Here is a 12,874-nt window from a genome sequence, read left to right on the forward strand (position 1 = left end):
GGCAAACTGCATAAAAATTAAAAATAAGCAGACTGAGTTTTAAAATGGTTGTATAATTTAACCAGTTTATTTGATAAATAAGAAATAAAATGTCTCTAAATCACGTAGATCGCCAAATATTGGCACTTTTACAACAAGATGCTAGTTTATCAACCGCAGAAATTGCTGATAAAGTAGGCTTGTCTCAGTCTCCATGCTGGCGTCGAATTGCCAAGCTAGAGCAAGATGGTTATATAAAAAGCAAAGTGGCTCTTTTAGATGAGAAAAAACTTGGCTTTGATATGCTTGTATATGCACATGTGCGTTTATCAAATCACGGTAAAAAGAACCTTGCTGAATTTGAAAAACTTATAATGAGTTATGATCAAGTAACAGAGTGCTATACCATGGCTGGAACAATGGACTTTATGCTACGCATAATTTCACAAGGCATAGAAGGTTATGAGCACTTTGTACGCGATAATTTACTAAGCTTAGAATATGTACAAGAAGTACATTCTAATGTAACAATGACATGTGTAAAACGTAGTACTTCCCTCCCTTTATAAAAGCACTTCTTTTAAAAGCTAAACCTCTTTTAGTTTAGTTTAACCACATAATGACAATTGTTAACTGAGCGCTAATTTGGTAGAATTTAGCGCTTTTTTTGATACCCATTACACCATTTGAGGAACTCAATGTTTAACTTACTCAGTAGGGCGCCTAGCTCTGCTAAAAACGATATTCTATCTGGATTAACTGTGGCGCTAGCCTTGGTGCCAGAAGCTGTTGCGTTTGCCTTTGTTGCAAATGTAGAACCTTTAGTTGGTCTATATGCCGCGTTTATCGTTGGTTTAATTACGGCTATATTTGGTGGCCGCCCTGGTATGATTTCAGGTGCAACCGGTGCACTAGCTGTTGTTATGGTAAGTTTAGTGCTTGATCATGGTGTTGAGTATTTATTTGCGACCGTATTGCTCATGGGCATACTGCAGATACTCGCGGGTGTATTTAAACTCGGTAAGTTTATCCGCATGGTTCCTCATCCGGTAATGCTTGGTTTTGTAAACGGCTTAGCTATTGTTATTTTTCTTGCTCAGTTAGGACAATTTAAAGTGCCTGATGGTATGGGCGGACAAGAATGGATGACGGGTAACCCGTTATATATTATGCTTGGTTTAGTGGCTTTAACCATGGCTATTATTCAGTTTTTACCTAAACTAACAACGGCTGTACCCTCTACATTAGTCGCTATTATTACAGTGACCGCTTTAGTCATTGGTTTGGATTTAGAAGCGCATACTGTAGTTGATTTCTTAAAAGGAATGACAGGCGACGAAGCTGCAACAATTGCAGGCGGTTTACCTCAGTTTCATATTCCTATGGTGCCGTTTACTTTTGAAACGCTACAAATTATTTTTCCTTATGCACTTATTTTAGCGGCTATTGGTTTAATTGAATCATTATTAACGCTTAGCTTAATTGACGAGATTACAGAAACTCGCGGTCATAGTAATAAAGAGTGTATAGGCCAAGGCGCTGCAAATATTACTTGTGGTATGTTTGGTGCTATGGGTGGTTGTGCAATGATTGGTCAATCAATGATCAACATTAACTCAGGTGGTCGTTCTCGCTTATCGGGTATAAGTGCTGCATTGATGTTGCTTGCGTTCATCATATTCGCTTCAAGCTTAATTGAGATGATCCCACTAGCTGCACTTGTTGGTGTTATGTTTATGGTTGTATTAGGTACGTTTGAATGGGCCAGCTTTAAAATGATGAAGCGTGTGCCTCTATCAGACGCGTTCGTAATAGTACTTGTATCGGGTGTGACGGTTATTACCGATTTAGCGATTGCAGTATGTGTAGGTGTTATTGTATCTGCATTAGTATTTGCTTGGCAGCATGCTAAGCACATATACACAACTAACTATATTGATGAAGACGGCGCTAAAGTATATGAGTTACATGGCCCGCTTTTCTTTGGTTCAGTTAAAAACTTTGCAGAGTTATTTGATGTTAAAAATGATCCTAAAAATGTAATTGTTGAATTTAAGCATAGCCGCGTATCTGATCACAGTGCAATAGAAGCAATTGACACACTTGCTGATAAGTACACAAAAGCAGGTAAACAACTTCACTTACGTCACTTAAGTAAAGACTGTACGCAGTTGTTGCATAAAGCACGTGATTTGGTTGAAGTGAATGTGATTGAAGATCCAACATACAAAGTAGCATCAGACAAACTAGCTTAATTTACACAAAGCTATTTATATTTAAAAAGCGAAAGGTGAATAACCTTTCGCTTTTTTAGTGTATCTACTATTTGTTTGCGGTAAGACTATTAAAAAGCAAGGTAGGCTGTAGTGCTATGCAAACTCATAAATCTATATAATAAGACTATCTAATTTTATTAAAATTAGCCCTACATAGGTAAAAATAATAAAGAATAACAAGCGCCTATTTTATGGAATTAGTCTTTAACTATACGGAGTAAATATCTATTTTGAACTGGCAATCTTTAGTCGATAACAGACAACGCTTTTTTTGGCTTTTGCAAATTGCAGGCTGGATTGGTTATGCGTTAGTAAATTATATTGGCTCTAAAGTATTTGAAATGCGTGATATATACGTATTTGTTATTTTATTAAATGCTTACGCTGGTTGTTTGATGACAGTGCCGCTTAGGTATATTTACCGTAAAATTTGGAATGCCTCGCCTTGGGTATTAATGATTGTGGTATTTGGTGCCTCTTATGTAACAGGTACTTTATGGGCTGTCGTTCAAAAATTTAATTTGTGGGAAATATACCGCCATGGTTATAGACCAGAGGAGTGGTTTTATTACCTGCAGCAAGGCTTAGATTCTGTATATATTATTTTATGTTGGAGTGGTTTGTACTTTGGCGTTAAATATTATCAGTTATTACAAAGTGAGCGACAAAAAGCACTAAAAGCCACAACTATGGCACACGAAGCGCAATTAAAAATGCTTAGGTATCAGCTTAACCCCCATTTTTTATTCAATACACTTAACGCTATTTCTACTTTAATTTTGGTTAAAGAAAACAAAGATGCTAACTTAATGGTAGCAAGGTTAAGTGACTTTCTACGTTATACATTAAATACCGATCCAATAAAGAAAGTACCGCTAGAGCAAGAGTTGCATGCGCTCATGCTTTACTTAGAAATAGAACGTGTACGTTTTGATGAGCGATTAAAGGTAAATGTAGATATAAGCGAGCAAGCTAAAGAGGCTTTAGTACCGAGCTTAATCTTGCAACCTATTATAGAAAACGCGATTAAATATGCTATTGCCCATCTAACAGAAGGTGGAGTAATTGATATAAAAGCACAGGTATTTGCGAATGAGTTATTACTAGAAGTGGGCGACAACGGCCCAGGTACTGACATACTCGATGGCCAATTAGTTAACGCTCAAGGCGTAGGTGTCGCTAATACCAAAGATAGATTAAAAACGTTGTATGAAAATAATTATTCGTTTGTATTATCACATAATACGCCAAGTGGATTAAAAGTTAATCTGCGAGTACCTTTTGAGAAGGCTGTGAAAAATGACTAAAATAAAAACACTCATTGTTGATGATGAACCGTTAGCACGAAAAGGTTTAGCGGTAAGGCTCGAAGAATACTCTGATATTGAAGTAATTAAATTGTGTAGTTCAGGCGCTGATGCAATTGAAATGTGTCAAAGCGAGAAAATTGATTTGGTTTTTTTAGATATTCAAATGCCAGGTATGAATGGCTTTGAAGTAGCAAGAGCCCTTAGCGAAAGCTCAAAAGCATTACCAGCGATTGTATTTGTAACGGCCTTTGACCAGTTTGCTGTAAAAGCGTTTGAAATTCATGCTCTCGATTACATTTTAAAACCCGTTGATGATAACAGACTAAAACAGGCGGTAGAAAAAGTGCATACCTACTTAAAAACGCAGCAAGACAACGCCCATAAGAAAAAACTAGCGAGTTTTGTAGCCGGTATTACTGGTAACAATTGCGAAGAAATACTTAAAAAATTAGCCACTGGCGATATGCTAACAGACAGACGTTACCCAGAATCGCTTGCTGTAAAAGAGCAGGGTGAAATTATACGGGTACCTGTAGCGACTATCCAATGGGTTGATGCAGCAGGTGACTATATGTGTTTACACTGTGAAGACGGACAAACGCATATTCTACGTAAAACAATGAAAGAGCTTGAGCAAGAGCTCGACCCTCAGTTATTTGTGCGTGTGCACCGCAGCGCAATAGTAAATACAAAACAAATTAGTAAACTGGTTACACAAGTAAGTGGTGAGTATTTATTAGTACTTGAAAATGGCCAAGAATTAAAAGTGAGCCGTAGCTACCGAGATAAGGTTAAAGCGGCATTAGCAAGTTAAAGCCAACGCTTTTATTACAGACACAAAAAATGCGAGCTAAGCTCGCATTTTTTATATTCGGCGTTTAATTACGCAACAGTTACAATTTTCATTGTGTTAGTTGCGCCCACAGTTTCCATTGAGTCACCGTGAGTAATAATTACTGTATCGCCAGACTGTAAAGACCCTTGAGAAACTAAAGTATCAAGCGCGGCTTTTACCATACCGTCTTTTTCAGTTTTTGTAGAATCAAAAAATACTGGGTAAACACCACGATAAAGTGCTGTTTGACCTAATGTACTCGCATGACGTGAAAGCGAGTAGATTGGTAAGCCTGAGCTGATACGCGACATTAATTTAGCCGTACTACCAGATTCAGTAAGTGTGATAATTGCTTTAACAGAATCTAAGTGATTAGCTGCATACATAGCAGAAAGCGCAATTGATTCAGCATTGTTAGAAAAGCGACTATCTAAACGGTGTTTAGAAACGTGCGTTTCTTTTTGCGATTCAGCACCTAAACAAACGCGTGCCATAGTCGCAACTGTTTCTTCAGGATAATCACCTGCAGCTGTTTCAGCTGAAAGCATTACAGCATCTGTTCCATCAAGAACAGCATTTGCAACATCCATAACTTCTGCACGTGTAGGCATAGGGTTATCAATCATCGATTCCATCATTTGCGTTGCTGTTACTACAGTACGGTTTAATGAACGAGCACGACGAATAATTAGTTTTTGCTTGCCCATAAGAGCAGCATCACCAATTTCAACACCTAAATCACCACGAGCAACCATTACAGCGTCAGACGCCAAAATGATGTCATCAACAGCTTCTTGGGTTTCAACGGCTTCAGCACGTTCAATTTTAGCAAGTAACTGTGCTTTTGAACCAGCAGCTTCAGCAAGTGAGCGTACGTAGCGCATATCGTCGCCACTACGTGGGAATGATACGGCAATGTAATCTACGTCAATTTCAGCGGCAGTTATTAAATCTTTTTTGTCTTTTTCAGTAAATGCTGGAGCAGTTAAGCCACCACCTAAACGGTTAATACCTTTATTGTTAGATAAAACACCGCCAACAGTGACTGTACAATGCACTAAATGCCCGGCTACTTCATCAACACTTAATTGAATAAGGCCGTCATTTAGAAGTAGTAAATCGTTAGGGCTTACATCGTTAGGTAATTCTTTATAATCAATACCTACAGAGTTTATGTCGCCTTCGCCTTTTTCCATTTTTGCATCAAGGGTAAATTTTGCACCCACAGCAAGCGTTACTTTACCTTCTTTAAAAGTAGAAACGCGGATTTTAGGGCCTTGAAGGTCAGCAAGGATAGCAATATGCTTGCCTAATCTTTTTGCAATATCGCGTACAGCTTGTGCACGGTCTTTATGATCTTGGGCAACACCATGTGAGAAGTTTAAACGTACTACATTAGCCCCAGCGATAATAATTTTTTCTAAGTTGTTATCTCTATCGGTAGCAGGTCCAAGGGTAGCGACTATTTTCGTGCGTCTTAGCATCAATTTCTCCTGTTTGCTTGGTGAAAGCATGTTGACGTTATTTTGTTGACTTAAAATATCTATATTAGAATAAAATATTTTAGTTATGTGCAAACTTCAAAGGTTTGCCACTATTTTATACAAAACTATTGTGTCATCATTATGACACCGGTGTCAGAATGCGTCAATGATCTTAATTTCAATTAGCTTTGCTTTTAGTCACCCCGAGACCATTGATGTTTGATATAATTACGTAGCTTATTTATCTGTAATAAAAAAGCATGTTGTATTGACTCATAATTAGTATTTTATGACTGTATGAGTATAATGCACGCGGTATTATTTAATTTATACACTGAATTTTCTAACCAAATAGTTGTTACCGAGGAGGACACTAGATGCAAGTTGCATTAGTAGGGTTAGGCGTTATGGGAAAAAATCTTGCCCTAAACTTGATTGAAAAAGGGATAACGCTAGTCGCTTATGACAAAAACCCACATGCGGGTGAAGAGTTACTAAGTTGTGCTAAATCTCAAGGCATGGCTGATAGGCTTCACATTGTCTCTGATTTAAGAGACATGGTAAGGCGTTTAGAGGCACCTCGTTCTATTTTATTACTTGTTCCTGCTGGTGAGTTAGTTGATACAGTTTGTAATGAACTTGTAGAGGCCGGCGTTAACTGTGACGATATGATTGTCGATTGCGGTAATAGTAATTATAAAGACGGTATAACGCGTAAACTTAAATACCAAAATAAATTTGAATTTGCCACTATGGGAATTTCTGGCGGTGCAGAAGGCGCTCGCCATGGTCCTGCAATGATGGCAAGTGGTTCTGAGGGTGGTTGGGAACGTATTGAGCCATGGTTTGAAAAAGTAGCTGCTAGCTATAATGGCGACTCGTGTTTTGCACGTGTTGGTCAATCAGCAAGTGGTCATTTTGTAAAAATGGTTCACAACGGTATTGAATACGCACTTATGCAACTTATTGCAGAAGTGTACCAATTACTTCGTTTAGGCACTAATCGTTCTCCAAAAGAAGTGGCTGAGATATTTAATGACTGGTCAGAAGGTCAATTAAATAGCTACTTACTGTCTATTTCTAGCCACATATTGTCACTTGAAAATCATAATAATGTACCGCTTGCGGACTTAATTGATAATAAAGTTGGCGCTAAAGGTACTGGTCTTTGGACTGCGCAAAATGCACTAGAACTTGGTATTGCAGTTCCTTCACTTGTTGCTGCTGTACAAGCTCGTCATTTAACTAATGCATGTAATACAACGGCTGCACAAGAGATGACGTATGCATCTAAATCAACTAACAATGTTGAAATTGATTTAGAAGAGCTAAAAGAAGCGTTCTTACTTGCAAGCTTACTTGCGTATCGCCAAGGTTTAGCGCTAATTAAAGGTGCATCACGTACTCATCAGTGGAAAGTTGATTTATCTAAAACGCTTCAAACGTGGCGTGCTGGTTGTATTATTCGTGCTGACTACCTTGATAGCGTTGCACAAGGTGTTGAATTTATTGATACCCTTGAGAAAGAGTCTAACTCTTTGCGCAAAATTACCGGCCAAGCAATAATGACTGGTTTAGCATTCCCTGTATTGGGTGCTACACAAACGTATTTAGCAACATTAACTACACCGAGTAATGGGCATTTAGTTCAAGCCCAGCGTGATTACTTTGGTGAGCACGGTGTTAAAACCCATAGCGGTGAAACATGCCATTTAACTGACCTAGTAGATATCGACGCTAAAGTTAGGTAATAAACAGTTGTTTAAAACGATAAAAGCACGCTATTTAGCGTGCTTTTTGTATTTTAGGCGCGGTGAGATTTAACGGCTTAATTCACCACGTAAATTGTCTTGCATTAAATGACGAATCGTCTCTACTTCTAGCTTTTGGCTAAATAAATAATGTAATTTAGTTAAACATGCTTCAAGGGTCATATCGTACCCACTAATAACACCAATATTTAACAGTGCATTACCCGTTGCATAGCCGCCCATATTTACATGGCCTTTTAAGCACTGGGTTAAATTAACAATAACGACGCCACGTTTACTTGCCTCTTCAAGTATTGATAAAAAGTTAGGATCTTGCGGTGCATTACCTACACCAAAACTAAGCAACACCAGGGCTTTAATATTGCCGTTAACTAAGCTTTTAACCACTTCTTGACTAATACCAGGGTATAAATAAAGCACACCAATGGGTTGAGGTGTAATAGGGGTAACTTGCAGCTCATTTTCAACATAAGGACTAAGTTGGCCTTTAATAAGTTGAATACTAATACCCGATAACGCTAAGGGGTCAAGATTAGGCGACGCAAATGCATTAAATCCATCGGCGTGGGCTTTAGTTGCTCTGTTACCTCTAAACAGTTGGTTATTAAAAAATAGACTTACTTCTGCAATTGGATAATTTGCCGCTAGATACATTGCATTCAGAAGGTTTACTTGGCCATCTGAGCGTAATTGAGAAAGCGGAATTTGTGAGCCAGTTACAATTACAGGTTTAGTTAGATTTTCGAACATAAACGATAGTGCTGAGGCTGTATACGCCATTGTATCGGTGCCATGAAGCACAACAAAACCATCATAATCTTGGTATTTATCTTTAATGTCATCAGCAATAAGTTGCCAATGCTCAGGAGACATATCTGAAGAATCTATAAGAGGGCAGTATTCGTGAATATCAAACAAAGGCATTTCATCACGGTTAAACTCTGCGTTGTTCACTACGGTTTCTGTTAAAAAACCTTCAGCAGGAATATAACCTCGACTCGATTTTTTCATACCTATAGTACCGCCAGTATAAGCGATATAAATGCGTTTACGTTTCATAAAAAAAGCCCAGTAAAAAAACTGGGCTTAGTATAACGTTAAGTAACTTTAAATACAGCTGATTAGGTAAAGCTATGCACTTTTATTGTGCAACGTTACACACTAAACAGCGTGCATATACACCTTGTGGATCGTTGTAATCTTTAAGGTTTTCAACTTCAGTACTTAATTGGTTAATAACGCTTTGCAAGTTAGCTTGCGTTGCTAACACAGATGTTTTTTGTGTTTGTAAACCAAGCATCGATTTAATAGACGCGTTACCAAAAATGTTTTGAATCATTTTTTCTTGCGAGCTTAAATCTTGTTTAATGGTTTTAACTTCATAATGATTAAGTTTTGCAAGTGCTGCGGCTGCTTTTATAGCATCTTGTTTATCACCAAGTTTGTCTACTAAACCCAGTTCAAGTGCTTGAGATGCAATCCATACGCGGCCTTGGGCAATTTTATCAACTTGCTCAGGCGTCATATTACGGGCATCAGCGACAACGTTTAAAAAGCGACCGTATGCTTCTTCAACGCTCATCTGAATTACTTGACCCATTTTTTCGTTTAGGGGACGAGTGATAGAAAAACCAGCCATTTCGGTTGTTGCAACGCCATCTGAATAAACACCAATTTTAGATAAGGTTTTTTCAAATGTCATAAACGTACCAAATACACCAATTGAACCTGTAATAGTACTCGGTGCTGCCCAGATTTCGTTTGCAGCAGAGGCAATCCAATAACCACCTGATGCAGCTACAGAGCTCATAGAGGCAATAACAGGCTTACCAGCAGCTTTAAGCGCTAATACTTCTGCACGAATAACTTCAGAGGCAAACATACTACCGCCACCTGAATCAATGCGCAGTACAACCGCTTTAACTTTGTCATCAAGGCGTGCTTTACGAAGTAGGGCTGCTGTAGAGTCGCCACCAATTTCGCCAGCTTTACGCTCACCATCAACAATTGTACCTTTAGCAACTACAACGGCGACTTTTTCGGTAATAGGGTTATCAAATTCAATCGGTGGTTTAACCAAGCTTAAGTATTCACGAAATGAAACTTGCTTAAATGTTTTGCCATCTTCTTGTGCGCCAACTAAATCAATTAATTGTTTGCGAACTTGTTGATTTGTTTTTAAAGAATCAACCCACTGGTGGTCAAGTGCATATTTACCTGCATCGCCATCTGCAGCTTTCATTTTTTCAAGATATACGTCCATTGTCTCGTCGAAATTTGACTCATCAAATGGGCGAACCGCAGCAACATCTTGTTTGTATTCACTCCAAAGAGCGCCTAACCAAACACGGCTAGCTTCTTTGGCTGCGTCAGACATGTCGTTCCGAATGAAAGGTTCTACTGCTGACTTAAATGTACCAACACGGAAAATATGCTGCGTTACTTCAAGCTTTTCAAGTGCATCTTTAAAGTAAAGCGGATACATGCCGTAACCTTCAATACCTACGCTACCGTATGGGTGCATAGCTATTTCATCAGCATGTGATGCAATATAGTATTGTGCTTGGGTATAGTAATAACCCGATGCAATCACTTTTTTGCCAGCTTGTTTAAATGCATCAATAGCATTGGTAATTTGCTTAAGTTTGTTTAAATGCGCTTTAGGCATTTCTTGTAAATCAAGCAGCATCACCGTAATGCGATCGTCTTTAGTCGCTTCGTTTATTACTTCAACAATATCGTCGAGTAATATTTCGCTTGGCGCTTCAGAACCAGAAGTAGCATCACTAATTGCAGCTTCGACCGGATCTATGTATGTTTTTTCTTCAACAATAGGGCCATTTAGGTTAAGCCTAAGCACAGAGCCATTTTCAACTATTATTTTATCGTCGTCACTTGAGAGTGACACTAAGAAAACAATTACCAGTAATAAAAACAGAATGTTGAGTATTAAACGACGAGAAAAGTTAATTCCAGCCCAAATACCTTTAAATACCTTTGCTATCAAAATAGCTCCTTAATTTGGTACAGTTAATACATTAGTTCCATCTTAGCCTAGAATAAAAATAAATTTAACTGCTAAATCGTAACGAAGTGTTTATGAGGTGCTATTAATACATGTTTTTATAGCTTTTTTTAATTAAATGAAGGCACATATTGCTTATTACTTGCCATTAAAGCAGAATTAGCTAATGTATACAGGTTAGACCAGTTAACGGGGCACAAGATGTTAGAACAACAATTACAATTAAAACACACACAATTACGTAACCGCTTAGTGATGGGCTCAATGCATACAGGCCTTGAAGAGGGATGGCATAACCGCAAACGCTTACGTGCATTTTACGAAGCACGTGCAAAAGGCGGCACTGCAATGTTAATTACGGGCGGATACAGCCCTAATTTACGTGGCAAATTAACACCTATTTCATCTTCATTTAATAGTTATTACGATGTATTTAAGCACCGCGCTTATACAGATGCTGTGCATAAACACGGCGGAAAAATTTGTTTGCAATTATTACATGCTGGACGTTATGCGTACCATCCATTCAATCAGGCACCAAGTGCAATAAAAGCACCTATTAATCCTTATAAACCTAAAGCTATGACGCTTGGCTCGATTAAAAAAACAATTAAAGACTTTGCGCACTCTGCCTATATGGCTGAAAAAGCTGGCTACGATGGCGTTGAAGTTATGGGTTCTGAAGGGTATTTGATTAATGAGTTTATGGCGCCGCACACCAATAAACGTGAAGATGAATTTGGTGGCAGCCTAGAAAATAGAATGCGACTTGCGCTTGAAATAGTTAAAGCTGTAAGAGCAAAAGTATCTGAGCAATTCTTAATCATTTTTAGATTGTCGGTTATTGATTTAATCCCAAACGGTTCAACACCAGAGGAAGTTGTCATACAAGCTACCGAGCTTGAAAAAGCGGGTGTTGATATATTTAACACAGGTATTGGTTGGCACGAAGCGCGTGTACCGACTATTGCGAGTATGGTGCCGCCAGGTGCATTTAAAGAAGCATCAAAACGTTTAAAAGACGTGGTGAGCGTGCCAGTGATTGCTGTTAACCGAATTAATACTCCAGAAATAGCTAACGATATTTTAAAGGCAGGCGAGGCTGATTTAATTTCGATGGCAAGGCCGCTACTTGCCGATCCAGAGTTTTTTAATAAATACGCAAATAATCAATCTAAGCAAATTAATATTTGTATAGGGTGTAACCAAGGTTGTCTAGATCACGTATTTAAAAATAAACGTGCTACATGTTTAGTTAATCCACAAGCTGCATTTGAGCTAGATTACCCGTTAGAACAAGCAACCAAAGCTAAAAACGTATTAGTAGTCGGCGCAGGCCCTGCTGGTTTATCGGCAAGTTGTTACTTGGCTCAAAAAGGGCATAACGTCACGCTAATTGACCAAAAACCGCAAATGGGTGGCCAATTTAATTTAGCCATGCAAATACCGGGCAAAGAAGACTTTAACCATACTCTTACTTACTTCACTAATGAGCTTGAGCGATTAAAAGTAACTGTAGAGCTTGGTAAAGCTTATGACGATTCAATGCTTAAAAGCTATGATGACATCGTATTTGCAACTGGCGTTAGGCCGCGTGAAGCCTCTATTAAGTGTAGCGATGATAAGCGTGTATTTGCTTATGACGAAGTTATACGCGGCGAAGTAGAGCTGGGTAAATCAATTGCTATTTTAGGTGCCGGTGGTATAGGTTTTGATATGGTTGCGTTTTTAAGCGAACATAAATCGCAAACTATTAGCGAGTTTAAAACGCAATGGGGGATTGAGTGTGAAGCCCAACCTCATAAAGATGAACGTCAATTGTATATGTTAAAACGCAGTGCGGGTCGTTTTGGTAGCGAGCTTGGTAAAACAACGGGTTGGATACATCGCCAAGTTGCTAAGCAGCATGGCGTTAAGCAAATTGCTGATTGCCAATACCAAAGCTTTGATAAAAGCGGACTAACTATTAATGTTGCTGGTGAAACTCAAGTGCTGCCAGTAGACACGGTTATTGCCTGTATTGGTCAGGTTTCTAACAACGAAGTGCTAGAAAATTACACAGATAACGCAAAGGTACATGTTATAGGCGGAGCTAAACTAGCTGCTGCTATTGATGCTAAACGCGCTATTTTTGAAGCTCTTCAGGTCGCTAGAAGTATTTAACCTTTGTAAATAAATTGAAATAGTTTATCA

Annotated in this window: 9 protein-coding genes; 6 read left to right on the forward strand and 3 right to left on the reverse strand. The window is 38.5% G+C overall.

Going from position 1 to position 12,874, the window contains the following annotated elements:
* The first annotated feature begins 89 nt into the window (after window positions 1–89).
* From CXF64_RS14055 to CXF64_RS14070, 4 genes are all read left to right on the forward strand, one after another.
* Entirely contained in the window at window positions 90–548 is a 459-nt protein-coding gene (locus tag CXF64_RS14055) for an Lrp/AsnC family transcriptional regulator (protein ID WP_007375323.1), read from the forward strand.
* A gap of 129 nt (window positions 549–677) precedes the next feature.
* Complete coding sequence (locus tag CXF64_RS14060; RefSeq protein WP_101217310.1) at window positions 678–2,234, forward strand: SulP family inorganic anion transporter; 1,557 nt, start codon at window positions 678–680, stop codon at window positions 2,232–2,234.
* A 251-nt stretch (window positions 2,235–2,485) separates the two neighbouring features.
* Entirely contained in the window at window positions 2,486–3,562 is a 1,077-nt protein-coding gene (locus CXF64_RS14065; protein ID WP_007582687.1) for a sensor histidine kinase, read from the forward strand.
* Complete coding sequence (locus CXF64_RS14070) at window positions 3,555–4,379, forward strand: LytR/AlgR family response regulator transcription factor (RefSeq protein ID WP_007582688.1); 825 nt, start codon at window positions 3,555–3,557, stop codon at window positions 4,377–4,379. The genes CXF64_RS14065 and CXF64_RS14070 overlap by 8 nt, the downstream gene beginning before the upstream one ends.
* A gap of 68 nt (window positions 4,380–4,447) precedes the next feature.
* On the opposite strand, the gene pyk is transcribed toward CXF64_RS14070, so the two are convergent.
* Window positions 4,448–5,884 (reverse strand): pyruvate kinase, encoded by a 1,437-nt coding sequence (pyk, locus tag CXF64_RS14075; protein ID WP_101217311.1) that lies wholly within the window; start codon window positions 5,882–5,884, stop codon window positions 4,448–4,450.
* A gap of 377 nt (window positions 5,885–6,261) precedes the next feature.
* Here pyk and gndA point away from each other — a divergent pair, with 377 nt between their 5' ends.
* Complete coding sequence (gene gndA, locus CXF64_RS14080; RefSeq protein WP_010554474.1) at window positions 6,262–7,635, forward strand: NADP-dependent phosphogluconate dehydrogenase; 1,374 nt, start codon at window positions 6,262–6,264, stop codon at window positions 7,633–7,635.
* Window positions 7,636–7,704: 69 nt separating this feature from the next.
* Here the strand turns inward: gndA and ansA are convergent, their stop codons facing one another.
* Window positions 7,705–8,715 carry an asparaginase gene (gene ansA, locus CXF64_RS14085; RefSeq protein ID WP_007582693.1) on the reverse strand — a complete coding sequence of 337 codons (1,011 nt, stop codon included), beginning with the start codon at window positions 8,713–8,715 and terminating at the stop codon, window positions 7,705–7,707.
* Window positions 8,716–8,797: 82 nt separating this feature from the next.
* Window positions 8,798–10,663 carry a signal peptide peptidase SppA gene (gene sppA / locus CXF64_RS14090; protein WP_101217312.1) on the reverse strand — a complete coding sequence of 622 codons (1,866 nt, stop codon included), beginning with the start codon at window positions 10,661–10,663 and terminating at the stop codon, window positions 8,798–8,800.
* 219 nt (window positions 10,664–10,882) lie between these two features.
* Here sppA and CXF64_RS14095 point away from each other — a divergent pair, with 219 nt between their 5' ends.
* Window positions 10,883–12,844 (forward strand): oxidoreductase, encoded by a 1,962-nt coding sequence (locus tag CXF64_RS14095; RefSeq protein ID WP_101217313.1) that lies wholly within the window; start codon window positions 10,883–10,885, stop codon window positions 12,842–12,844.
* Window positions 12,845–12,874 lie beyond the last annotated feature (30 nt).

Origin of the sequence: Pseudoalteromonas sp. GutCa3 (assembly GCF_002836155.1) — a bacterium.
GTDB classification, from domain to species: Bacteria; Pseudomonadota; Gammaproteobacteria; order Enterobacterales; family Alteromonadaceae; genus Pseudoalteromonas; species Pseudoalteromonas arctica.

Coding starts and splice junctions, on each gene's coding strand:
- CXF64_RS14055 (WP_007375323.1), top strand. CDS start 90: ATGTCTCTAAATCACGTAGATCGCCAAATATTGGCACTTTTACAACAA.
- CXF64_RS14060 (WP_101217310.1), top strand. CDS start 678: ATGTTTAACTTACTCAGTAGGGCGCCTAGCTCTGCTAAAAACGATATT.
- CXF64_RS14070 (WP_007582688.1), top strand. CDS start 3,555: ATGACTAAAATAAAAACACTCATTGTTGATGATGAACCGTTAGCACGA.
- pyk (WP_101217311.1), bottom strand. CDS start 5,884: ATGCTAAGACGCACGAAAATAGTCGCTACCCTTGGACCTGCTACCGAT.
- gndA (WP_010554474.1), top strand. CDS start 6,262: ATGCAAGTTGCATTAGTAGGGTTAGGCGTTATGGGAAAAAATCTTGCC.
- ansA (WP_007582693.1), bottom strand. CDS start 8,715: ATGAAACGTAAACGCATTTATATCGCTTATACTGGCGGTACTATAGGT.
- CXF64_RS14095 (WP_101217313.1), top strand. CDS start 10,883: ATGTTAGAACAACAATTACAATTAAAACACACACAATTACGTAACCGC.